Origin of the sequence: Mesorhizobium sp. M0184 (assembly GCF_040322215.1) — a bacterium.
In the GTDB taxonomy this organism is placed as follows: domain Bacteria; phylum Pseudomonadota; class Alphaproteobacteria; order Rhizobiales; family Rhizobiaceae; genus Mesorhizobium.
In genome coordinates, this window is sequence record NZ_JAMYSZ010000002.1 from 341,920 (window position 1) to 365,971 (window position 24,052).

The window sequence follows — 24,052 nt, forward strand, 5'->3', positions numbered from 1 at the left end:
GCATCGATCAGGCGGGCGTGCGCACCGAAGTTGCGGATGTCACGGCTTTGGCACGAACTCGAGCAACGGCGCGTAGGGCGGCCCCACCAGCGGCGGATAGCGGCGGTAGGTGTTGTAGACCGCTCCGTCCTCCATCGCGAAGACGCTCCACCCTGCGCTCACCGACACGGCCGACTGGAGGTCCGGCGCACCGACGTCGTCCCGGTAATCCTGCAGCCATTGCGGCGCCTCGCGGAGCAGCTGCCCCATGTCGAACTCGTCGCGGGCGATTCCGGACATCTCCTCCCGGCGGAATGCGAAGCCGTAGTCGAACAGGAAGTCGTCGCCGCAGGCCGACACGTAGGGCATCGTCCACCCGCGCTGTGCCTTAGTTGCCATCAGCTTCTCCAGCGGCGCCAGCGACATCGCGATGAGCGTCACGTCGCGGTCGTTCACGTGCGTGATCATGCCGCCCAGCCCATCGCCGACCGAGGTGCAGCCCGGGCACGCCATCTTCCAGTCCTCCCCGAACATCAGGTGATAGATGAGGAGCTGCGAGCGGCCATCAAACAGCTCCGGCAAGGACTTGGGCCCGTCGTCGGTGGCGAAGGCGTAGTGCTTCTCGACCGGAACCCAGGGCAACTCACGCCGCTGCTTGGTGACGCGCTGTTCGTGCGCCGCCAGCTCCTGCTCGGCCGCCAGCAGCTCCTTGCGGGCGGCCTGCCACTCCTGCTCAGTCGCGACCTTCATCCGATCTTCCTATGTTCGACCTCGTCCTTGTTGAAACCGCGCGGGAGCAGAAATCTCATCGGCACCTGGAAGTCGACGGCCTCCGCGACCCGTCCGTCCTCGAGGTGCAGGACGCACAGGGCGAACGGATGGTAGCCCGGCTCGCCCGGCGGGCACAGGTACACCGCGACGGCGGCTGTAGGTTCGCCGCGGCGGGGACAAGGAGATGCGGCCCGGGCGCGGCGTGCTTGTCGCTGCCGCGGCGGAAGGCATCAAGGCTGTCGTACCACTGCGGACGCGGGCCAGTCAATTTGCGAGCCGCGATAGTAGCGCCGGCGCTGTCGCCGGCACTCACGCCGACGTTACAAGTTTGCACGTCGTGCATTGCACGCCAACGGTGTTGGACTGATCGATATTGACGACACCCCTCGTGCCGAAATCCAGATCGCTGACAGTCTGAACTTTGCATTCAGCTTGGATCATGTTGCGCACGGTCAAGTTGCCGGTCGCCATGGCGGCAAACGCCGGTCTAGCCAGCACAATCGGAGCAAGCGCTGCGATACTTGGCGGGAAAAAGTGGTTCGATCACGCGTTCCAACGCATGGCCAAGTGGAACGAGATTCTCCGGATAGAGGAGCTGATGTTTCAAGCTCGTGCCTGGCGCCCAGTTATGATCTGGCGAACTCAGGCTCGCTCGGATCATCCGGTCACCAAAGCAGTCGCAGCGTTCGCCGCCAATCCAGCGTGGACAGGGCAGGCGGTGTCTTTGCCTGCCGATCCAGTGGTGGCAGGAGGTGGAGTGCCGCGGACTGGAGGGCGCGCCGCGTCATCTGGCGGGGAAGCGGAGCGGCCGTTCAGGCCGCTACTACTATTGTCGGCGCGCCGGGTCTGGCATGGCCGATGATGCGAGCCAAAGGATAACCGTCCGCGACGATCCTCTCGACGAGCGCCGCTGCGCGGTCGGTCTCGCAAGCAACCAGCAACCCGCCCGAAGTCTGTGGATCCGTGAGAAGATGGCGTCGCCACTCGGGCATGCCGGGAGGTAAGCTTACCGCGTCCCCATAGCTCGCCCAGTTGCGCCGCGATGCGCCGGTGACGTGGCCGTCGACCGCGAGCGAGGCAGCTTCGGAAAAGAGCGGCACGTCGTGGCTGCAAATTATCAGCGTGCACCCGGAACCGCGTGCCATCTCGAGGGCATGTCCGAGCAAGCCAAATCCGGTCACGTCGGTGACGGCGTGGACGCTCGCGTCCTGCGCCAGCTCCGATCCGATCCGGTTGAGAAGGGTGGTGGAGGCGATCATTTCGCGATAGCCGCTCTCGGAAAGCGCCTGCTTCTTGATGGCGGCGGAGTAGATGCCGACGCCGAGCCCTTTCGTCAGGATCAAGGCGTCACCCGGCCTGGTGTCAGAATTGCGTCGGATATCTCCGGGTCGGCATGTGCCGATGACTGCGAGGCCATAAATCGGCTCCGGCGAGTCGATCGAGTGGCCACCTGCAACCGGGATTCCGGCGTCGGCGCAGACAGCTTCGCCACCTTTCAGGATTTCGCGGACCATGAGCATCGGGATCTTGTCGAGAGGCATCCCGAGGATCGCCAGCGCCATGATCGGCCGGCCACCCATCGCATAGATATCGGACAGGGCGTTGGTTGCGGCAATCCGGCCGAAATCGTAGGGGTCATCTACCATAGGCATGAAGAAGTCGGTGGTCGCGATGACGCAAGTCGCGCCGTCGAGTTGCCAGACTGCCGCATCGTCGCCGGTCTCCGTGCCGACGAGAAGCTGATGATAGGGACTGGCAGCCGCCGGATTAGCGAGAAGCTGCTGCAGCACTGACGGTGCCAGCTTACAGCCGCAACCGCCGCCATGGGCGAGGCTAGTCAGGCGCACAACGGGCGCATCGGTTATTTCGGGCGAGAGGGCGATTGCCATAGTCGTCGAGCCTCCTCTGCTGGCACGCTTTAGTAGGGATCAAGGTCAACCGGAATGGAAAATACGATCGCGCCAACGCACGGCGCGTTTGGAGCACGCTTGCTCTCAGCGGATTTCATTAAGTTAGGAAAGGCAAGCACCGTATCCGGCGTGCGAGGCAGCGCCGTCATTGGGTATCGATCGAAAGGCGCCCCGACCCGCGGGAGCTGTTTCATCACCACGCTTTACTGTATGGTAATGCGTTCGTTTTCGTCAATCGCAGTCGCGGTCACGAAAAGATGACAAGAATATTCAACAATAATACACAATGCCGATTTGCGGGCACAAACCTGTTACAGGAAGGCGGTTCGGAGGGGCACTTTTGCTGCACCGTACGCACCTCGTTCTTTGGCATTGATTTTATTTGGTCCGAGACTAGTTACTCGGATTGAACCGTTGGTTCGAGTTGCCTTGTGGGGCACCGGCTTCGGGAGGAACCCATGAACATCGATCTTTCTCGACGCGCGTTCCTGCAAACAGCAGGCGCGGGTCTCGCCGGTACTACGCTTGGAGCCCTCGGCTTCGGCGATAGCGAGGCCGCACACGCGGCGGCTATACGGCCCTTCAAGCTCGCGAACACCACCGAAACACGCAACACCTGTCCATACTGCTCGGTGGCTTGCGGCATAATCTTGTATTCGAAGGGCGATCTCAGAAAGGGCGAGCCGGCCGAGATCACCCATATCGAGGGTGACACTGATCATCCGACCAATCGCGGCACCTTGTGCCCCAAAGGGTCGGCCCTGCTCGGATTTGTCAAGTCGCCGACCCGTCTGCAACATCCGATGATCCGCAAACCGGGCTCGGACAAGTTCGAGCCGATAAGCTGGGAAGACGCGCTCGGCCGCATCGCCCGCCTGATGAAGGACGATCGCGACAAGAACTTCGTCGCGACGAACAATGACGGCGTGACGGTCAACCGGTGGATCACCACCGGCTTCCTCGCCGCCTCGGCTTCGACCAATGAAACCGCGTTCGCGACCTACAAGGTGGTCCGCAGCGCGGGCATGCTGGTGTTCGACAACCAGGCACGTGTCTGACACGGCCCGACGGTGGCGAGTCTCGCCCCAACATTCGGCCGCGGCGCAATGACCAATTCCTGGAACGACATCAAGAACACGGATCTCGTCGTCATCATGGGCGGCAATGCCGCGGAAGCGCATCCTTGCGGCTTCAAATGGGTCACGGAGGCGAAGGCCAATCGCGGCGCCAAGCTCATCGTCATCGACCCGCGCTTTACGCGCTCGGCTTCGGTGTCGGATCTTTACGCGCCGATCCGCCAGGGAACGGACATCGCCTTCCTGCTCGGGCTGATCAACTACTGCATCCAGAACAATAACGTGCAATGGGACTATCTGAAGGCCTTCACCAACGCGACGTATGTCGTCAAGGAGGGCTTCACCTATCAGGACGGCCTCTTCTCCGGCTATAACGAGGCGAAGCGAGACTATGACAAGTCCAGTTGGGACTATGACATAGGCACGGACGGCTTTGCCGTTGTCGACGCGACATTGGCCAATCCCCGCTGCGTCTGGAATCTGCTCAAGAAGCATGTCGCGGTCTACACGCCGGAGATGGTCGAGCGCATCTGCGGCACACCGAAGGACCGGTTCCTGAAGGTGGCCGCGATGGTCGCCGAGACATCGTCTCCGACCAAGGCGATGACCTCGATGTACGCGCTCGGCTGGACCCAGCACTCGAAGGGCTCGCAGAACATCCGCGCCATGGCGATGCTGCAGCTTGTTCTCGGCAATATCGGTATACGCGGCGGCGGCATGAACGCGCTTCGCGGTCACTCCAACATCCAGGGGCTGACCGACCTCGGGCTGATGTCGAACCTGCTGCCTGGTTATCTGACGCTGCCGACTGAGAAGGAGGTCGATCTGGCAGTCTACATGTCGACCCGAGGCTTCAAGCCGCTCCGGCCGAACCAGATGAGCTACTGGCAGAACTACAGGAAGTTCTTCGTAAGCTTCCAGAAGTCAATGTGGGGCAACGCGGCAACGCCGGAGAACGGCTTCGCCTATGACTACCTGCCGAAGCTCGACCTACCGGGCTACGATCTGCTGCGGGCTTTCGAGCTGATGCACCAGGGCAAGATGAACGGCTATTTCTGCCAGGGCTTCAACCCGCTACAGGCAGCTCCGAACAAGAAGAAGGTGATCGAGTCCCTCTCGAAGCTCAAATACCTCGTCATCATGGATCCGTTGGACACGGAGACGGGCCGGTTCTGGGAGAACCACGGGCCGTACAACGATGTCGATCCGTCGCAGATTCAGACGGAAGTCTACCAGCTTCCCTCCACCTGCTTCGCCGAGGACGACGGCTCGCTGGTCAATTCGGGGCGCTGGCTGCAGTGGCATTGGGCCGGCGGCACGCCCCCCGGCGAGGCCAAACGCGATACCTGGATTATGGCGCAGCTCTATCTGCGCCTGAAGGAGCTCTACACCAAGGAAGGTGGCGCCTTCGCGGATCCGATCGTCAAGCTCAACTGGCCTTATGCCGATCCCGGCGATCCGAAGGCCGAGGAGCTTGCCCAGGAGATCAATGGTAGGGCGCTCGCCAGGGTAACCGACACGGCCGACCCGACAAAGGTGCTGGCCGAGGCCGGAAAGCTCTTGCCGGGCTTCGCCGCGCTGCGCGACGACGGCTCCACCTCCTGCGGCTGCTGGATCTATTCCGGCTGCTTCAACGAAAACGGCAACAACATGGCCAGGCGGGACACCACCGATCCTGACGAAACCGGCGCCTATTCCAAATGGGCGTTCTCATGGCCTGCCAACCGCCGCATTCTCTACAACAGGGCGTCGGCTGACCTCACCGGAAAGGCTTGGGATCCAAGCCGCAAGGTGATTGAATGGGACGGCACGAAATGGTCGGGCTACGATGTCCCCGACATCTTGCCAACGGCAAAGCCCGATCAAGTAGGCCCGTTCATCATGAATCCGGAAGGCGTCTCGCGCCTCTTTACCCGGGGCATGATGCGCGACGGACCATTCCCGGCGCATTACGAGCCATTCGAGTCGCCCATCGCGAACCCGATAGCTCCCAAAGTCCGCGGCAACCCCGCAGCGCGGGTGTTCGAAGGCGATATGGCCCAGTTCGCCGAATCGGCTTCGCAGGAGTTCCCCTACGCGGCGACCTCCTACCGACTGACCGAGCATTTCCACTTCTGGACCAAGCACGTCATCACCAATGCGGTGATGCAGCCGGAGTTTTTCGTGGAAATTTCGGAACAGCTTGCGGCCGAGAAGGGCATCACCAAAGGCGGCTGGGTGCGCGTCTGGTCGAAGCGCGGTTCCGTTGTGGCGAAGGCCATGGTGACCAAGCGGATCAGGCCGCTCACCTGCGATGGCAAGACCGTCCACATCGTCGGAATACCGCTGCACTGGGGCTTCACGGGAGCGGCGAAGAAAGGCTTTGGCCCGAACATGCTCACCCCCTTTGTCGGCGACGCCAACATCGAGACGCCGGAATACAAGGCGTTCCTTGTCAACATCGAGCCCATCGCCGGGCCGGTAGCGTAGGAGGAGTAAGCGATGTTTCCTCCACTTCCAAATCCTTCGACGACGGATACCGCACCGCGTTTTTCCGACAAGGACCTCATCCGCCGCTCTGCCTCGACGGTTCCCGCGCCCGAGCAGCAATTGACGGAAGTCGCCAAGCTCATCGATGTTTCGAAATGCATCGGCTGCAAGGCATGCCAGACGGCCTGCATCGAGTGGAACGACACGCATCCGGAGATCGGCTTCAATGCCGGCGTCTATGAGAATCCTGCCGATCTCACGCCGGACATGTTCACGCTGATGCGCTACAGCGAATGGGACAATCCCGAGACGAACGAACTCGAATGGCTGATCCGCAAGGATGGCTGTATGCACTGCGCTGACCCGGGCTGCCTCAAGGCTTGTCCGGCACCAGGCGCCATAGTGCAGTATTCGAACGGCATCGTCGATTTCGTCCATGAGAACTGCATCGGCTGCGGCTATTGCATCAAGGGTTGCCCGTTCAACATTCCGCGCATCTCCAAAGTCGATCACACGGCCTACAAATGCACGCTCTGCTCCGACCGCGTGGCTGTCGGCCAGGGACCAGCCTGCGCCAAGGCCTGCCCGACCCAGGCGATCGTGTTCGGTACAAAAGACGAGATGAAACAGCACGCCGACGGCCGCATCAAGGACCTGAAATCGCGCGGCTATTCGAATGCCGGCCTCTACGATCCGCCCGGCGTCGGAGGGACGCATGTGATGTATGTGCTGCACCATGCCGACCAGCCGGAACTCTATTCTGGTCTGCCGAAGGAGCCGAAGATCAGTCCGCTCGTGGAGGCGTGGAAGGGCGTGACCAAATATGCCGGCCTCACCATTCTCGGCGTGGCGGCCGGCGTCGGCCTGCTTCACCATCTGGTGATGGGACCGAACAGGGTCTCCGAGACGGATGAGGAGCATGCCGAAGAGCTGACGGAAGGCGACAACGATGGCCGCATATGACGTGAAGCCGAACGAGCAGGTACATCCCGGCAAGCCAGTCATCGTGGACCGCTACACGGTGAGCGCGCGGATCAACCATTGGATCACGGCGGCCAGCCTGATCCTGCTCGCCTTGTCCGGCCTTGCCATGTTTCACCCGAGCCTGTTCTTCCTGTCGGGGCTGTTTGGCGGCGGCCAGTTCACGCGCTTCATTCACCCATGGATCGGCGTCTTGCTCTTCTTCAGCTTCCTTGGGCTTTTCCTTCGGTTCTGGAAGGCCAATTTGTGGAGGCCCGAGGACGGAACGTGGCTCGCACGCTTCCGTGACGTATTGTCCAATCACGAGGACAACGTCCCCGACGTCGGCAAGTACAATGCCGGCCAGAAGCTCGTCTTCTGGTCAATGTCGATCCTCATCATCATCCTGATTTCGAGCGGCATCGTCATCTGGCAACAATATTTCGCCGCTTACACCACGATCGGTCAGCAGCGGGTGGCGCTGCTTGTTCATTCGATCGCTGCCGTGGCGATCATCGGCGTCTGGATTATCCATTTCTATTCGGCCATCTGGGTACGCGGCACCATTCCCGCCATGACGCGCGGACGGGTGACCGGCGGCTGGGCTTGGCGGCATCATCGCAAATGGCTGCGTGAACTGATCGCAGGCAAACCGGACGGACGTTCGGGATCGAATCCCGCCGAATGAGCGGGTATTTGTTTTTACGCAGTTCCGGACGGAAAACCGTTATACACTTTTCGTGGAATTGCTCTGGAGCAGTATCAAGCCGACCACGTGGCCCGTGAGGTTCGTGAGGTTGAAATGCCAAAGCAACAAGATCCGTCACGCCCTGACCCGACTGTAATCGGCGAGGTCTCGGCCCCACCCTTTGCGCGCCTGCCTGATCCGCGGACCTTGTTCATTCGCCGCTCCGAGCGATTGGATGTGTTGGCGGATGACCACCAGCTCGGCCCCTATCTCCGCTTCCTCTCTGCACTGACGGATGCGCAGCACCGCATCCAGGACGGCTTGCCGGAGATCGAATTGCCGAGCGCGGAGGCGCGCGAGCGCGCACGAACCTTCGGTATGCCGCCGCTCGATCGCAACCAATCCACTTCGGATGCCGCCCTTGGAATGACGCTCGGCCGCCTGTTCGAAGTGGCAGCCACGATCGAAAAACCCAAGGCGGCCGCAGCCGCCTTGGACAGGCTGGCGAATATCGATGCGTCCGGGGTCGACTCCATGGTGCGCAATGTGCTCACCGATGCGATCCCAATGAACGCGCTTGCCGAGCATGTCTATGTCGCGGCCGCGCTGCAGGTTCACTTTGCCCGCCTCGCGGCATGTCTCGACAGCTCGAAGCTGGTTCCGGTTGCCGACGGCGCCTGTCCGGCCTGCGGTGGGCCGCCCGTATCCTCGATCATCGTCGGTTGGCACGGCGCACACGGGGCGCGGTTCTGCGTCTGCGCGCTGTGTGGAACATTGTGGAACCACGTCCGTGTCAAATGTACGCTGTGCGGCTCGACCAAGGGGATAGGCTATCAGGAAATCGAGGGAGGCCCTGGCACGGTCAAGGCCGAGACCTGCGATGCATGCGGCTGCTATGTAAAGATCCTGTACCAGCACAAGGATCCGGCTCTCGATCCGGTCGCCGACGACGTGGCGACGCTCGGCCTCGACCTGCTCGTCCGCGAGGGTGGCCATCGCCGCGGATCGTTCAATCCGTTCCTTGTTGGCTATTGAGGATACGATGACCGCTTCATCGGCAAACCCTTTGCGCAATCTTCCGTCGGTCGACCAAGTGCTGAGGACCCCGCTGGCGGCGGCCGCAATCGAGCGCTTCGGACGGCAGGCCGCGACGGAGGCCATTCGCCGAGCCGTCGCCGATGCACGAATGGCCTCCCGCAATGCCGCAGCCGTCGTGCCGGAGGCAAACGATCTTGCCGGCGACGCGCTCGTGCAGCTCAGGGACGGCGAACGCTCTTCCCTGCGCCCCGTTTTCAACCTGACCGGAACGGTGCTGCATACCAATCTCGGACGAGCCCTCCTCGCGAAAGAGGCGGTCGAGGCTGTTCGGCTGGCGATGCGCGAAGCCGTGGCTCTCGAATTCGATGTCGAGAAAGGCGAGCGCGGCGAACGGGACGATCATCTTCGATCGCTCGTTTGCGAGCTGACCGGAGCCGAGGATGCAACCGTCGTCAACAACAACGCGGCTGCCGTCCTTCTCGTCCTCAACACGCTGGCGCTCGGTCGCGAAGCGATCGTTTCGCGAGGCGAGTTGATCGAGATCGGCGGCTCTTTCCGGATGCCCGAGATCATGACGCGCGCCGGCGCCAGGCTTGTCGAGGTCGGCACCACCAACCGCACGCATCGCAAAGACTATGTCGCGGCGATCGGCCCGGAGACCGGGCTCATCCTCAAGGTGCACACGTCGAACTACCGGGTCGAAGGATTCACGGCCGAGATCCGGGCACCCGAGCTCGCTTCAATCGCCAAGGCGCATGGGATACCGCTGGTCCATGATCTCGGTTCGGGCACGCTGGTCGATCTAGCCCGCTACGGCCTTGGGCGCGAGCCGACCGTGCGCGAGGCGGTCGCCGACGGCGCCGATCTCGTCACATTCTCCGGCGACAAGCTGCTTGGCGGTCCGCAGGCGGGTTTCATCGTCGGCCGCAGGGACCTGCTCGCAGCGATCAGCCGCAACCCGATGAAGCGGGCGCTCAGGGTCGACAAGCTTCGTCTGGCCGCGCTCGAGGCGACGTTGAAGCTCTACCGCGACCCCGACCGCCTGGCCGAGCGCCTGCCGACGCTAAGGCTGCTCTCGCGCTCGGTGAGGGAGATTGCAGCGCAGGCAAAGCGCCTTGCTCCCCTGGTTGCTGACGCCGTGGGCGAAGCCTTTGCGGTCGACACGGTGGAGTGCCGGAGCCAAGTCGGATCCGGCGCGCTGCCGCTCGAAACTGTGCCAAGCGCCGGGCTTGCTCTCAAGCCGCGCTCAGGGAGCGGCCGGGCGCTCGAAGCGCTTGCGGCTGCGCTGCGTGGGCTGAGCGTCCCCGTGATCGGGCGCATCGAAAACCAGGCGCTCGTGCTCGATTTCCGCTGCCTGGAAGACGAGGCGAACTTCATCGCCAATCTAGCCGGCTTAAATCTGGGAGGAACCGATGCGCTGGCTTGACCGCCTTGCGCGCCGCCCAGCCGAGACGCCTGTGGCCGCACGCATGACCGAGGCCCTCGAAGCCGCGCGGCGAGGCGATCATGCCGTGGCTCTCTCCATATGGGAGCCGCTGGCTCACCAGGGCGTTGCCCGCGCTCAGAACAATATCGGCGCCTGCTTCGCCGAAGCGCTCGGCGTCGAGCGTGATGCGGATATGGCCTTTCGCTGGCTGGCGCTCGCCGCCGAGGCAGGAGATCCTGTCGGGCAAAGGAACCTGGCGTCGCTCTATTTCCGCGGCGAAGGCGTTCAGCAGGACTTTCGCCGGGCGGCCGAGCTCTATCGGGCCGCAGCGGAAACTGGCGACGGGCCGGCGCAGGATATGCTGAGCTGGATGCTGCTGGAGGGCGACGTGATGGCTCCCGATGCCGGCGAGGCGCGACGCTGGGCGCTTGCCGCGGCCGATCAGGGCATCGCATCCGCGATGACCCGGATCGGCATGCTTTATCACAATGCGCTCGGCGTGCCGCGCGATCCGGACGAGGCTGTCCGCTGGTGGCGCCGTGCTGCCATGCGAGGAGACGCCGAAGGGCAGGCAATGCTCGGCGCCGCCTGCCATCTTGGTGCGGGCGTGCCGGCTGACGCGGTCGAGGCGCTGGTTTGGCTCCTGCGTGCCGAGGCAGGCGGCAGCGCCCTTGCCCGCCGCTATCTGGCTGCGGTGCGGGCCGAATTGAGCGCGGGCGATGCCGCCGAGGCCGAGCGTCGCGCCGCCGCGCCGTGGCCGGAGACCGCATCATGATCGTCGGCACGGCGGGACATGTCGATCATGGCAAAACTGCGCTGGTGCATGCGCTGACCGGTATAAACACCGATCGTTTGCAGGAGGAAAAGACACGCGGCATGACCATCGATCTCGGCTTCGCCTATTTGCCGGTGCCGGGTGGGGATAGCATCGGTTTCGTCGATGTTCCCGGGCACGAGCGTTTCGTACACACGATGCTCGCCGGCGCCAGCGGCATCGACTTCGTGTTGCTCGTGGTGGCCGCCGACGACGGCGTCATGCCGCAAACCCGGGAGCATCTCGCCATCGTCGACCTGCTCGGTGTCAAGCGCGGCGCCGTCCTGCTCACCAAATGCGATCTGGCCGGTCCCGAGCGCCGCACCGCGGTGGCGAGCGAGATCCGCGCAGTAATTGCCGGGACGATGCTTGCCGAGGCCCCCCTGATTCCCGTCTCGGTCGTTACAGGCGAAGGTATCGATGAACTCAGGTATCTCTTGTTCGAGGAGGCGTCTCATCTTGCCCGGCGTGCAGTTTCGGGCCGTTTTCGATTAGCGGTGGACCGCTCGTTCACGCTGCGCGGCGTGGGCACTGTCGTGACGGGCACCGTGCTTTCGGGTTCTCTCGGTACTGGGGACAACGTGGTCGTAAGCCCGTCGGGATTGCTTGCGCGGGTCCGATCGATCCACGCCCAGAACCGGCCGACTGAACGTGGTCGGGCGGGAGACCGTTGCGCGCTCAATCTGACCGGCGAAAGGGTTTTCAAGGAGGCGATCCGGCGCGGCGACGTAATTGTCGATCCGAAGCTTCACGCGCCGTCGGACCGGATCGATGCAAGCCTTCGCGTTCTGCCGGGTGAACGCAAGCCGATCGGCCAATGGTTTCCGGTGCGGCTCCACCATGCCGCGACGGAGGTGGGGGCACGCATTGTACTCCTCGGAGACGAACCGATCGGGCCTGGCGGCACGGCCAATGTTCAATTGGTGCTGGACAGTCCGATCGCGGCCGCTGCCGGCGACGTTTACGTGGTGCGCGACACCTCCGCGCAGCGAACCATCGGCGGCGGACATTTTCTCGATCTGCGGGCGCCCAGCCGCAAACGCCGCGCGCCGGAACGGCTGGTCCAACTCGATGCCCATGCGCTATTGGCGCCCGAACTGGCCGCCGCCGCACTCCTTGATGCGCCGCCCCACTATTTCGACCTGAAGGCTTTTGCGCGCGACAGGGCGCTTAGTGACTGCGAGACGGAAGGCCTGATCGATCAACTCGGGCTTGTCCGTTTTGCCGTCGGAGAAATGCTTCTCGTGCTGTCGCCAGAGCGCTGGTTGCGATTCAAGCGCGACTTGGCCGCGACCCTGGAGACCTTCCATGCCGACAATCCGGATTTGCCGGGCGTAGGAATGGAGAGATTGCGTATTGGGCTTGATCCACTTCTGGCGGCCCCCTCTTTCATAGCAGTTCTGCGGAGCCTTTCGCACGCTGGAGAAGTTGCCTTGGATGGCGCCTGGGTGCGGCTGCCCGGTCATGAGGCGCACCTGACGGCGAAGGATGAAACTCTCTGGCTGCAGATCCAGCCTCTCATCGGCGGACCCGAACGATTCCATCCGCCGAGAGTGTGGGATATTGCCGAGGTGCTGGCCGCGCCGGAGACAGAAATCCGGCGGCTTCTGAAGCTTGCCGGCCGCATGGGGAAGGTCCATGAGGTCGCTCATGACCACTTCTTCCAGCGCCAGGCGTTGGCGCAGATCGTGGAGATCGCGCGCGACCTCGCTGCGTCGATGCCCACAGACGAGTTCACCGCTGCTCAATTTCGCGATCGCGTGGGTAGCGGACGCAAGGTCGCCATCCATATCCTCGAATTTCTCGATCGGCACGGCGTGACGCTGCGGCGGGGAGACTTGCGCCGTCTGAACAGGCGCAGGCTGGACCTGTTCCGCCTGACAGGCGAGGGTGAGCCGCCGATGGCGCAAATTTCTGGAGGAGCATCGTCCCCGGTGGGGCGTCCGGACTTCAAATCCGGGAGGGGCCGCGAGTCGGTCTCTGGTGGGTTCGACTCCCACTCTCTTCCGCCATCCTAGTGAGCCAAGATGAACCCGACGGCTTCCTTTCTGAATGACCTGAAAACGACGGCTGAGACCGCCAGGACAACCGAGGCAAGCTTCAGGCGACAAGCGGCCAATCAGATCGCGGTTCTGGAACAGGAGCGCGCTTTCGCCTTCAGGCGGCTCAATCTCATGCAGGCGATCTCGGACGCCGTGGCCTCAGCCGAAAGTGAGGAGATCGCCGTGGCCAGCGCTTTGGCCGTCCTGCGCTTGCGGCTCGGCTGGAATGCGGACAGCGAGGCGCGCACGGAAGCGATCACGCATTTTGGCCCCGTTGCGCTTGCGTTGTTCCAGGCTGCGAAGCTGCCCGAGGACGAACCCGCCACCAATATCGGCGAGGCCCTTGCGATTTTTGAGCATTGGTACTCCGAATCCCGGGGATCGTCGTTCTGGTTGCTATTCGAGCACCAGATCGTGGACACGCCGCTGGTCGACTTTTGACCGACGGACTTTTCGGCATACCCGGATGTGAAAGCAGAGAGCGCAACGTCGCTTTTTACCGACGACACGATGCGGTAACCGGCGCCTCGGTTACCGCCGCAAGCAGCTGCTTGGGCGCGGACGCCGGAAGGCGTTCACTCCCATGACATGGGAGCCATATTCGAGCCTTATGTCGTCGAGGTTGGCCGGCTACCTAGAGATCGCGCGCGCTCTCAAGCCAGGGGATATGTGACAGAACGAAAGGCGCTCGGCGCCAGGAACGGCGCGCAAGAAGACAGAGAGCAATTAGCAGGTGGCCCGCGGAGCGCGCGACTCGAGGGAAGGGCATGGGTGTCACCCCACCAAAGCTGGTGCAGAACTGCGACGAAGCGAAAGGCCCACCACGTCTGGGCATTGTTCCGCTCCGAGGCTTCATCATGGCTCTTTGATAATGGCAGGAGCAATCAAGGTGCTCATTGTCAGGTATCCCGCAATTCGTATAGGCCGCCATGGTTCTTGTTGCAGAGTTCTTTGAAGGCGGACTCTGCTTCCCGCGGGATCGTCTTCTCGTACTCACGCCATTTAGGGAGGCAGCCTTTGTCCCCGGGGAGCTTCGTATAGGTCGGGCAGCCCTGGCGGCCGGTCGATGATCCCGAGCATTTCGTTCTGTGGACCTGCTTCTTGCGCGATCCGAGTTTCCCCCATACGAAAGCGGACTTGCAATAGGAGTTGATGAATGACCGAAGAGAAGAATCGCCAGAACGCGGAATTGATGGAATTGACCGCGGATATTGTCGCGGCGTTTGTCCAAAATAACGCAGTGCCCGTAGCAAGCCTGCCCGATCTGATTTCTTCGGTAAACTCCGCTCTCGTTAGCTTAGTCAAGCCAGCTGAAGTTCAGCAGCCAACACAGAACCCGGCGGTCAATCCCAAAAAATCTGTGTTTCCCGACCACATCATTTCGTTGGAAAACGGGCGCAAGTTCAAGTCGATGAAACGGCACTTGGGCTTGCTTGGCATGACGCCTGACGAGTATCGAGCCAAGTGGGGGTTGGCGCGGGACTATCCTATGGTGGCACCAAGCTACGCAGCACAGCGATCGGAGCTGGCGAAGTCGATCGGACTTGGTCGCAAGGCGGGCGCAAAAATGCCCGCCAAGAAGCCCCCGGGCAAGAAGGTAGCAGCCAAGCGGGTGAAGGCCTAAGACCCAGCCTCAGGCATGCGGACCAATGCAATGACACGCCAATCATTGCCGAAGAGCTTGAAAGCGCGGCCGATCGCATCGCAGACATTTCGCGCGCGGATCTGCAGATCATTCTGCGTCGCGCTGCATTGATGCTCAGAAATATGACAGGCGTGCCGCTGGAACCGGCAACTCATGACGGCTCTGAAGTCCATTGCTGCTGAAATGAGAGTCGGCGGATCAGACCTACTTCAGGTCATCTTGTGCGAGTGGCTCGAAACAACGCGATCCCCGGGGGGCAGGAATTGGTGATGATTCGTTTCCGACGCTTGATCGAAATCAGATGGGAACGACGGGTTATCTGGAGAGACCAGAGCGAAGCGCTCCCGTCCATTCACTGTCCTCATCGAATTCGCGTACCGGGAGTAAGACGCGACTTCGACACATCGGCGAACGGATCAAAAGCTGCCCCCAGTCTCAGCGACGGGTCCCTACGATATGGCTCTGCTGGGCCTTCTTTGACCGATCGCAACTCTGTTATTATCGGATGGGAGTCCTTCAGCGAAGTGAGCGAGTAGTCAACTTGTCGCCACATGGGCAACGTCATCCGGTCGTTCGAGCCGCCCCCTCACATCATTCGGGAACGCGAACTTTCGACCGCGGGGGAAGTTCGCCCGCTCGCGGCCGCCCTTGTGCCAATCACGTCGCTACTGCCCTGCATTGTACAGCGGCGTCGCAGCACATGGGCGGTGGTCGTTAACACGCTGGGGTTCGGAGCGATGGGCTTCCTGGTCCTTGCATTTGCGCTTGCCTAGGTCCTCAAAACGCCGAACCTCCCTGCAGCAGATGGTGGCCGCGATTTTGGTTCCCGGAGTTCACCGTCTCTCAGCGCGGCCTCCGGTACTGGCCCTGCCATAGGGGTGGCGCCAGAAGACGCCCAGGAACGACTGCAACGATGGCGATGACGACAGATATGCACCAGGCTGCAGCCTCTGCTTCTTGAGGCACTGCGCTACCGCGCAGGGGAGCAGGGGTTTCTGCCCGTATTGACTAAGCCCCGTAAGCCCTTGATGTTGCGTGCTGGAGCATAGATATTTGGCGTCGCTGTGGAGTATCTCATGGCCGATCTCAAGGAAACCGAATCGTCCGCGCCGACCGAAGTGCCGGTGAAAGAACAGACATCTGGCACCAAGAAAACGGCGTCGAAGCCGAAGAAAGCAACCGGGCAGCAGACGCGTGCCGTGCGGACCAGAGCGGCCAAGTCGGGCAAGCCGCTGCCTTCAGCAGAAGCGGTCGCTTCCGCCACAGTCCGGAAAGCGCGGAAAATATACTCTGCAGAAGAGCGTGCCCAAAAGCTCGGAGAGGTCGAGAAGCAGACAAGCCGGGGGGAGAGCACCAAGGCCGCTGTCAAGAAAGCAGGAATATCGGAACAGACCTACTATCACTGGAAGAAGGCTGCCGGGCAGGCGGCGCCACATAGCGACGAGCTCAAGGATCTGCTGAGGCTTGAAGAGGAGAATGCCCGGCTGAAGAAGCTCCTCGCCGACCGGCTCCGCAAGGAAAATGCCGATCTCAGGAAGAAGCTCGGGCTTGATTGAGCCGGTTCTTGGGGAAAGCTGCGCCGTTGGTCGGGCGCCGAATGCACTTGTGCCGCCTGAGTTTCGACGCCGCTCTTTTCTAGCTGAGCTGCTGCGGCAGAACATCGTCGTGCTTTCAGGCAACACCCACAGGCCGTCGAAATCACGAACGCTGGCGCATCATCTGGGGGAGGCGCTGCGCGAAAGATTATCCGTCACGGTGAATTTCCTCGATCTGGTCGACGCCGGCCGCGGTTTGGGTGCAGCATTCACGCGGCAGGAATTGACGCCGGAGGCGCTGAGTGTCTTGGGGGCTGTCGAGCAGGCTGACGCGCTGATCGTCACGACGCCGGTCTACAACGGCTCCTATGCGGGCCTCTTCAAACATCTGTTCGATCTCATCGATCCGCTGGCGCTCGTCGACCGGCCGGTCCTGATCGGCGCAACAGGCGGCGGTCAACGCCACGCTCTGGTGGTCGAGCATCAGCTTCGCCACCTGTTCGGCTTTTACTCCGCCCTGACGGTGCCAAGCGCCGTCTATGGCAGTGACAGCGACTTTTCCGACGGGAAGCTCACGGACCCGCAGGTTCTGGCGCGGGCCGGGCAGGCGGTGGACCAGTTCGCCACCCTGGTTTCGGCACGGCAGCCGAAGCGCCAACAGGTCAGTCTGGCCTCAGCCTAAGGGGCAGCGAGTCGTAGACGTCCCTGGTCCTTAGGTTCGCCAGACCATACGAGAGAATGCGAAGAAATGGGTTGGCGAACCCTCCGCTAACGTATTGATTTCCCAATAGGGAACGTTGACCCTGCAGGTCGAAGGGTCGCATTTGTTCGCCATGGCATCGTTCGCGCGTTGGAAGCGATGTTAGCATGCGGGCGAGGCATGATGAAAACGGGGAAGGTCTAATGAGTTTCGATGATATCGATCTCAATTTGCTGAGAGTGTTCGACGTGATGATGCGTGAAAGGAGCGTAACGCGCGCAGCTGCCGAATTGGGAAGAACACAATCAGCTGTAAGTCATTCCCTATCGAAGCTTCGCTACCTGTTGCAGGATGAATTGTTCACGAGAGACGGGGGCGAAATGCGACCAACCCCTCGGGCAGTGGAGTTGCTGTCAGATATTTCTGCTGCGCTGGCTACGATCCGCGCGTCGATCGACCGGCATCAGATCTTCAATCCAGCAACGACGCGACGCAACTTTCGCGTGGGACTCACTGACTATCACGCCATGATATTCATCCCAGGGCTCATTCGAGAATTTTCGAGGCAAGCGCCTGGCGCGACGCTGAACGTCATTCCCGCAAACGGACCCGAAATCGGTTCATCGGTCTATTTGAGACAAGTCGACTGTGCACTGACGGGAGCGGCAATACGCGACGACCCAGGTCTCTTGAAGGTGGAGCTTGGCCAGGATCGATTGTTTTGCGCGGTGTGGAGTGGAAGCAAGATCGCCAGGAACGCAATGACACTGGAAACATATTTGGCCAGTTCTCACCTGCAGATTTCCGCAGATGGTCTGGCAGAAGGCCTCGCGGATGCCGCCCTCAAGCAGCATGGTCTCCGGCGCAATGTCGTTGCGACCATCTCGAATTATCTGGTGCTGCCCTGGGCGCTTCGCGGCACTGAACTGATTACTCATTGCGGCGATGCAATCCTGCAAATGCTGGACGAGAGGAGTGAGGTGACGTTGGTCCCGCCGCCCCTTCCCGTATCGAATGTGAATGCCTGGCTCATTGTTCACCGCCAGATGGCGAATGACCCGGGTACCAAATGGCTCCGGGAAATAATCATGAGCATCTACAACGAGTCGCGGACCGAGAGAGACCAAGGGTCAACTGTCGGAGCACCGGGGTTGGCTGCACCATAGGTCGCGCGCGCCGTCGCTCATTCGATTAGCCCGCCCCAAGCAAACTAGCCCGATCAGCACCCAAGCTCCCTTTCACCCGAGAGCGAGTGCCTCCTCAATTATGAATAACGCTCATTTTCGCAATGAGAACAGTCAATTTGACGAATAGTCATACTTGAGGCCACATTCCCTTCAACAAAAACAGGGGAATACCGAAATGAGATCGATGTTCAAGGGCTTTCTTGCCCTCGCTATCGCGTGCACCGCCTCCTCGGCGTGGTCCGCAACCCTCGACAATGTCAAGAAAAATGGCGTGCTGACGTGTGGCACAAATTCGGCCACGGCTGGCTTCAGCCTTCCCGATAATGAAGGCAAATGGACCGGATTTGTGGTCGACTATTGTCGCGCCGTGGCCGCTGCCGTGCTCGGGGATGCGCAAAAGGTTAAGTTCATCCCATTGACGCCAAAAGATCGCTTCACCGCCTTGCAGTCGGGGGAGATCGACATTCTTGCACACAACGCAACATGGACATCGTCGCGCGATACGTCGCTCGGCATCCTGTTTGCGGGGACGTACTTCTATGACGGTCAGGGATTTATGGTGCGCAAGGCGGACAACATCACATCAGCCAAGGGGCTCGAGGGCGCATCGATTTGCGTCACCCAGGGCACCACGACCGAGTTGAACCTTGCCGACTATTTTCGCTCGCAGTCGATCAAGTACACCACGGTTGGTTTCGCCGACGAGGAAGCTGTCGTGAAGGCTTACGAGGAGGGGCGTTGCGACGTCCTGTCGGCGGACACCTCCACCTTGAACGCATCGCGGCTTCGCATGGCCAAGCCGGACGACAGCATCGTTCTTCCCGAACTGATCTCCAAGGAGCCGCTTGGCCCGGCAGTGCGGCAGGGAGACGACCAGTGGTTCAATGTGGCTAAGTGGACGCTTTACGTCATGGTGGCCTCCGAAGAATACGGGGTCACCTCCAAAAACGTTGATGCGATGAAGTCGTCGGACAATCCCAGCATCCGCCGTCTGCTTGGCGTGGAAGGCAGCATCGGCAAGGACATCGGGCTCGGCGACGACTGGCCGGTCGAGGTGATCAAACAGGTCGGTAACTACGGCGAAGTGTTTGATCGCAATGTCGGCAAGGACTCCCCGCTGAAAATGGAGCGCGGCATGAACGCGCTCTGGAACAAAGGCGGCGTTCAGTACGCTCCGCCGATTCGCTAGGCAAAGCATGGTTGCAAGGCGCTGGCGCGTTACCGCCAGCGCCTCGCACAGATCCCGATAGGAACAGGCCATGTCCGATTTGTCGCTTCCAGCGCCCTCGCGCAGGAGCCTATCGCTGCACGATACGAAAGTGCGCGGCGTTTTCTACCAGCTCTTGCTCGCAGGTTGCCTGTTGGCTTTGGCCCTGGGCATCGGCATGCAGACCGCATCGAATATGCGGGTCCGGGGGATTCCGCTCTCATTCGATTTTTGGGGTGAGGCTGCCGGCTTCGACATCAATCAAACCCTGATACCGTATGATGCACTATCCACCTACGGTCAGGCGTTCTGGGTGGGAGTGGTCAATACCCTCTACGTCAGCTTCCTCGCAATCTTGCTGGCCACCTTGCTTGGCTTCGCCATCGGCGTTGCCCGCCTGTCACCGAACTGGATCGTTTCGAAGGTGGCGACCGCCTATGTCGAGCTTGTGCGCAACGTCCCGTTGTTGCTGCAGTTGCTGTTCTGGTACAATGCCGTCCTCAAGCCGTTGCCTTCCCCGAAGGCGTCCATCGCCATCCCCGGCCGCATCTACCTCAACAATCGCGGCCTTATCATTCCGGAGATCCAGTGGCATCCGGGGGCGGGGCTTGTGGGCCTGGCATTGGTAGCGGCCGTTTTCTGCTGCATTGCATTCTGGTTCCGCGCCAAGAGTGTCCAGAAACGAACTGGCAAGCAGTTGCCGGTGCTTTTGGTCAGTTTGGCGACCTTGATAGGATTTCCGCTGATCGTGTTCCTGGCGGCTGGCGAGCCGGTCTCGTTTGTCGCGCCGCAGCTGCGGGGTTTCAATTTTCAAGGCGGGCATCAGCTCTATCCAGAGTTTGCCGCTCTCCTGATCGGTCTATCGGTCTATACCGCATCTTACATCGCCGAGATCGTCCGGAGTGGAATCCAGGCAGTGCCAAAGGGCCAGAGCGAGGCTGCGTATGCGCTGGGGCTGGCGCCGGGCAAGACGCTTCGCCTTGTCGTTGTTCCGCAGGCGCTGCGTATTATCATCCCGCCTTTGACAAGCCAGTATCTCAATCTAATCAAGAACTCGTCGCTTGCGGTGTTCATCGGCTATCCCGACCTCGTTCAGATCTTTGCCGGGACGGTACTCAACCAGACCGGCGCCGCCGTCCAGGTCATGGCGATCACCTTGTCCGTCTATCTCGTTATCTCCCTTGCCACGTCGTTGGCCATGAACGCGTGTAACCGACATTTTGCGATCGTCGAGAGGTGACGCATGAGCGATCAGTCCATGCATTCGCCAGTTGTCAGCAGCGCGCCCATACCAGCGATGGCGCCCCCCGCTGACGTTTGGCCGGGTCCAGTGACCTGGATGAAAAAGAATCTGTTTTCGACGCCGTCTTCAGGCGCGCTGACAATATGCTTTCTCCTCTTCGCCGTGTGGCTGCTGCGTCACTTTCTGAGCTTTGCGATCTTCGACGCGGTCTGGAGCGGCGGTCGCGAGGCTTGCCGCACGAACAGCCAAGGAGCTTGCTGGCCTTTCATTGCCGAGAAGTTCGACTACCTGCGATACGGCGCGTACCCGGCTTCCGAGCGGTGGCGCGTTGATCTCGCACAGGCTATCGGCGCCATCCTCATCGTTTGGCTCCTGTGGACGAAGGCTCCGCGGCGCAAAGTGGCGGCGTTGCTATTCTTCCTTGTCTACCCCGTTGCCGCGTTCGTTCTCGTGCGCGGGGTCGCCTGGCTCCATTTGTCTGTCATCGATACGACGCTCTGGGGCGGTCTCCTGATCACGCTGCTGATGTCGATTGTGGGCATCGTCTTCTCGCTTCCGATCGGGGTTATCCTGGCGCTTGGACGCAGGTCCGAACTCCCTTTCGTCAAGGCGGTTTGCGTCACATTCATCGAAGTCGTCCGGGGGGTGCCGTTTATCACGGTATTGTTCATGGCGAACTTCATGATGCCGCTCTTCGTCCCGGACTATCTGACGCCTGATCGTCTCCTGCGCCCGCTCATGGCGATAGCGCTGTTCTCGTCCGCCTATATGGCCGAAGTTGTGAGGGCCGGCCTTCAGGCGATCCCGAAGGGCCAATACGAGGCGGCGAAGGCGCTTGGGATCAGCTACTTCGACATAATGCGCCTGATCGTCCTCCCCCAGGCGTTGACGATCGTCATACCGAGCATCGTCTCCACCTTCATCGGTCTGTTCAAAGACACGACTCTGGTCGCCATCGTCGGCATCGCGGATTTCCTGAAAGCCATCGAAACGGCGCGCGTCGATCCGAACTGGGCAGGCCCGACGATCTCATCAACCGGCTACCTCTTTGCGGGACTGGTCTACTGGGGCTTTTGCTTCGGCATGTCCCGTTACTCGCAATCGATGGAGCGCCAATTGGCGCGCGGCCACAAATCTTAGGACGCGACGATGATGCCACAAGCAATGTACGCATCGACGAAGGGACAGCCCTTCAACAAGGCGATGGCCATTGAACTGCGTGACGTCAACAAATGGTTCGGTTCATACCATGCGCTCAGGAACATCAACCTGTCGGTGCCACAGGGGCAGCGCATTGTGATCTGCGGCCCCTCGGGGTCGGGCAAATCGACGACGATCCGGTGCGTCAACCATCTCGAGGAGCATCAGTCGGGCGAGATCATCGTCGACGGCAAAGCGGTAACCGGGGATCTGCGCAAGATCGATGAAGTCCGCAGCAATGTCGGGATGGTTTTCCAGCACTTCAATCTGTTTCCCCCCTCACGGTGCTTGAGAATTGCACGCTTGCGCCTGTTTGGGTGAGGAAGATGCCGCGGACGGCAGCTGAGGAATTGGCGCGCCATTATCTGGAGCGCGTCAGAATTGAGGAAAAGGCGGACAGCTACCCGGGTCAGCTGTCGGGTGGCCAGCAGCAACGTGCTGCAATTGCTCGGGCCCTCTGCGTGAATCCCAAAATCATGCTCTTCGATGAGCCGACCTCTGCCCTCGACCCCGAGATGGTCAAGGAGGTGCTCGATACGATGGTGTCGCTTGCTGACGAAGGCATGACGGTGCTGTGCGTGACGCATGAGATGGGCTTTGCGCGGGAGGTGGCCGATCGCGTGGTGTTCATGGACCGCGGGGAGATCGTCGAGACCGACACGCCCCATCAGTTCTTCACCAACTCACGATCAGAGAGGGCGCGGCAGTTTCTGGCGCAGATCCACAAATAGAGACGTCCGCGGAGGCAAAGCGGCCGTATCCGTGGCAACAGATTTTTTCAGGTGATTATCAAATGGCTTGTGCAGACACGCCCGCATCGGCGCTTGGGCAACGGGATATCCCGGGGATAGATTTCGACCAAATCCACGACCGCCAGCAATTCGGATCCGTCAAATGGGCCAACCAGTGGGACGAGTTCTCTCCGCAGGTCGAGGGCCAGGACCTGCTGTCCCTATGGACGGCAGATATGGATTTCCGTGCTCCGGAAACCGTCATCGCGCGGCTGCGCGAGGCCGCGGACCATGGCATTTACGGCTACACACGCCGCGATCCGCGCCACTATGAGATCGTGCAATCGTGGTTCACACGCCGGCACAACTGGTCGCCGATGCTGGAGACCCTGCTCCCCGCGCCGGCGATCATGCCGTCGGTCGCTGCGATACTGCGAACCTTCACGAAGCCTGGTGACGGCGTCATCGTTCAGTCACCCGTGTACTCGCCCTATTTCGAAGTGGTTCAGGGAAATGGGCGGATTCTGCTCACGAACCGGCTGAGGCTGCAAAACAACAGGTATGAACTCGATCTGGAAGACTTCGAGAAACTGGCGGCCGGCGGCGCCAAGGTGTTCCTGCTGTGCAATCCTCACAATCCTGCCGGAATGGCCTGGACACTCGAAGAATTGACAGCGCTGAACGACATTTGTGAGCGCCATGGGATTTTGGTCATATCCGACGACATTCACTGCGACATAAGGTTGTCGGACCGCCCGCACATCGTCTTCTCCTCCATCTCGGACGATGCCGCGGAGAAGTCGTTCATCTGCACCGCTCCGACGAAGACTTTCAACCTCGCCGGGGTGCCTTCGGCAACCATTGCGGTGGCGAGCAAAAAGCGCCGCGAGCAGCTTCTTGCCGCGATGCAGGCCTCATTCATGGTGAATGCAAACTTTTTCGGCCGCCTGGCCCTGGAGGTTGCCTACAGCACCGGCGCGCCCTGGCTCGATCAACTCACACCCTACATCGCCAGCAACATTGATCTGGTTTGTGACTTCGCCGGCGAATACCTTCCAGGCATTACGCCCATGCGGCCCGACGCATCGTTTCTGGTGTGGTTGGACGCGTGCGCGCTCGATCGTAGAGTGGGTGGAATTCAGAAGTTCTTTGTCGATCAGGCCGGGGTCAATCTGTATGACGGCCGCGTCTATGGGCCTGGCGGCGAAGGTTTCATCCGCCTGAATGTCGGCTGCCCGCGTCCTCTGCTACGCCGAGGGCTGGAGCGGATGTCCAGCGCGCTGGCATCCTTGTGACTGAGCGGAACCAAGCCAGGATGCCCCGAATGCGAAGTTGCCATCATCAATCCCAACACGACCGCTTCGATGACCAGGGGGATCGTCGCAGCCGCCATGGCGGTGGCAGGCCCAGGGACGAGATAGTGGGCATGCA

Annotated in this window: 18 protein-coding genes, 1 tRNA gene and 2 pseudogenes; 18 read left to right on the plus strand and 3 right to left on the minus strand. The window is 61.2% G+C overall.

Going from position 1 to position 24,052, the window contains the following annotated elements; translation table 11 throughout:
- Window positions 1–39 precede the first annotated feature (39 nt).
- From NKJ23_RS04730 to selD, 3 genes are all read right to left on the minus strand, one after another.
- A complete protein-coding gene (locus NKJ23_RS04730; protein ID WP_352644303.1) occupies window positions 40–729 on the minus strand; it encodes a DUF899 family protein in 690 nt (229 codons plus the stop codon).
- A gap of 330 nt (window positions 730–1,059) precedes the next feature.
- The gene (locus NKJ23_RS04735) at window positions 1,060–1,221 is read right to left on the minus strand and encodes a spore coat protein U domain-containing protein (protein WP_352678630.1); all 162 of its coding nucleotides are present in this window, start codon (window positions 1,219–1,221) and stop codon (window positions 1,060–1,062) included.
- Window positions 1,222–1,562: 341 nt separating this feature from the next.
- A complete protein-coding gene (selD, locus tag NKJ23_RS04740) occupies window positions 1,563–2,639 on the minus strand; it encodes a selenide, water dikinase SelD (RefSeq protein WP_352678633.1) in 1,077 nt (358 codons plus the stop codon).
- A 479-nt stretch (window positions 2,640–3,118) separates the two neighbouring features.
- Here selD and fdnG point away from each other — a divergent pair, with 479 nt between their 5' ends.
- The 18 genes and pseudogenes from fdnG (at window position 3,119) to NKJ23_RS04830 (ending at window position 23,916) form a co-directional block, all read left to right on the plus strand.
- Window positions 3,119–6,205: a formate dehydrogenase-N subunit alpha gene (gene fdnG / locus NKJ23_RS04745; protein WP_352678636.1), complete on the plus strand. Its 3,087-nt coding sequence runs from the start codon at window positions 3,119–3,121 to the stop codon at window positions 6,203–6,205.
- A gap of 12 nt (window positions 6,206–6,217) precedes the next feature.
- The gene (gene fdxH / locus NKJ23_RS04750) at window positions 6,218–7,168 is read left to right on the plus strand and encodes a formate dehydrogenase subunit beta (RefSeq protein WP_352644295.1); all 951 of its coding nucleotides are present in this window, start codon (window positions 6,218–6,220) and stop codon (window positions 7,166–7,168) included.
- Complete coding sequence (locus tag NKJ23_RS04755; protein ID WP_352451684.1) at window positions 7,155–7,853, plus strand: formate dehydrogenase subunit gamma; 699 nt, start codon at window positions 7,155–7,157, stop codon at window positions 7,851–7,853. The genes fdxH and NKJ23_RS04755 overlap by 14 nt, the downstream gene beginning before the upstream one ends.
- 114 nt (window positions 7,854–7,967) lie before the next feature.
- Window positions 7,968–8,888: a formate dehydrogenase accessory protein FdhE gene (gene fdhE / locus NKJ23_RS04760; protein ID WP_352678640.1), complete on the plus strand. Its 921-nt coding sequence runs from the start codon at window positions 7,968–7,970 to the stop codon at window positions 8,886–8,888.
- Between the two features lie 7 nt (window positions 8,889–8,895).
- Window positions 8,896–10,317, plus strand: a complete 1,422-nt coding sequence (gene selA, locus NKJ23_RS04765) for an L-seryl-tRNA(Sec) selenium transferase (protein WP_352678643.1) — start codon at window positions 8,896–8,898, stop codon at window positions 10,315–10,317.
- A complete protein-coding gene (locus tag NKJ23_RS04770; protein ID WP_352678646.1) occupies window positions 10,304–11,092 on the plus strand; it encodes a tetratricopeptide repeat protein in 789 nt (262 codons plus the stop codon). Before selA ends, NKJ23_RS04770 begins: the two co-directional genes overlap by 14 nt.
- A pseudogene (selB, locus tag NKJ23_RS04775) lies at window positions 11,089–12,924 on the plus strand (selenocysteine-specific translation elongation factor); the annotation flags it as partial. The gene NKJ23_RS04770 and the pseudogene selB, both read left to right, overlap by 4 nt.
- 123 nt (window positions 12,925–13,047) lie before the next feature.
- Window positions 13,048–13,143, plus strand: a tRNA-Sec gene (locus NKJ23_RS04780).
- A gap of 15 nt (window positions 13,144–13,158) precedes the next feature.
- Complete coding sequence (locus tag NKJ23_RS04785) at window positions 13,159–13,614, plus strand: hypothetical protein (protein WP_352579372.1); 456 nt, start codon at window positions 13,159–13,161, stop codon at window positions 13,612–13,614.
- A 715-nt stretch (window positions 13,615–14,329) separates the two neighbouring features.
- Window positions 14,330–14,797: a Ros/MucR family transcriptional regulator gene (locus tag NKJ23_RS04790; RefSeq protein WP_352678649.1), complete on the plus strand. Its 468-nt coding sequence runs from the start codon at window positions 14,330–14,332 to the stop codon at window positions 14,795–14,797.
- A gap of 1,097 nt (window positions 14,798–15,894) precedes the next feature.
- Window positions 15,895–16,374 carry a transposase gene (locus NKJ23_RS04795; protein WP_502902489.1) on the plus strand — a complete coding sequence of 160 codons (480 nt, stop codon included), beginning with the start codon at window positions 15,895–15,897 and terminating at the stop codon, window positions 16,372–16,374.
- On the plus strand, window positions 16,340–17,035 hold the full coding sequence (msuE, locus tag NKJ23_RS04800) for an FMN reductase (protein ID WP_352678652.1): 696 nt from the start codon (window positions 16,340–16,342) through the stop codon (window positions 17,033–17,035). Before NKJ23_RS04795 ends, msuE begins: the two co-directional genes overlap by 35 nt.
- Before the next feature lie 221 nt (window positions 17,036–17,256).
- Window positions 17,257–18,219 carry a LysR family transcriptional regulator gene (locus NKJ23_RS04805; RefSeq protein ID WP_352678655.1) on the plus strand — a complete coding sequence of 321 codons (963 nt, stop codon included), beginning with the start codon at window positions 17,257–17,259 and terminating at the stop codon, window positions 18,217–18,219.
- Window positions 18,220–18,415: 196 nt separating this feature from the next.
- On the plus strand, window positions 18,416–19,429 hold the full coding sequence (locus tag NKJ23_RS04810; RefSeq protein ID WP_352451692.1) for an amino acid ABC transporter substrate-binding protein: 1,014 nt from the start codon (window positions 18,416–18,418) through the stop codon (window positions 19,427–19,429).
- Window positions 19,430–19,559: 130 nt separating this feature from the next.
- On the plus strand, window positions 19,560–20,687 hold the full coding sequence (locus tag NKJ23_RS04815) for an amino acid ABC transporter permease (protein ID WP_352678658.1): 1,128 nt from the start codon (window positions 19,560–19,562) through the stop codon (window positions 20,685–20,687).
- 3 nt (window positions 20,688–20,690) lie between these two features.
- Window positions 20,691–21,830, plus strand: a complete 1,140-nt coding sequence (locus NKJ23_RS04820; protein ID WP_352678662.1) for an amino acid ABC transporter permease — start codon at window positions 20,691–20,693, stop codon at window positions 21,828–21,830.
- Between the two features lie 63 nt (window positions 21,831–21,893).
- A pseudogene (locus NKJ23_RS04825) lies at window positions 21,894–22,621 on the plus strand (amino acid ABC transporter ATP-binding protein).
- 62 nt (window positions 22,622–22,683) lie between these two features.
- Window positions 22,684–23,916, plus strand: coding sequence for a MalY/PatB family protein (locus NKJ23_RS04830; RefSeq protein ID WP_352678665.1), 1,233 nt, complete (start codon window positions 22,684–22,686; stop codon window positions 23,914–23,916).
- The last annotated feature ends 136 nt before the right edge of the window (window positions 23,917–24,052 follow it).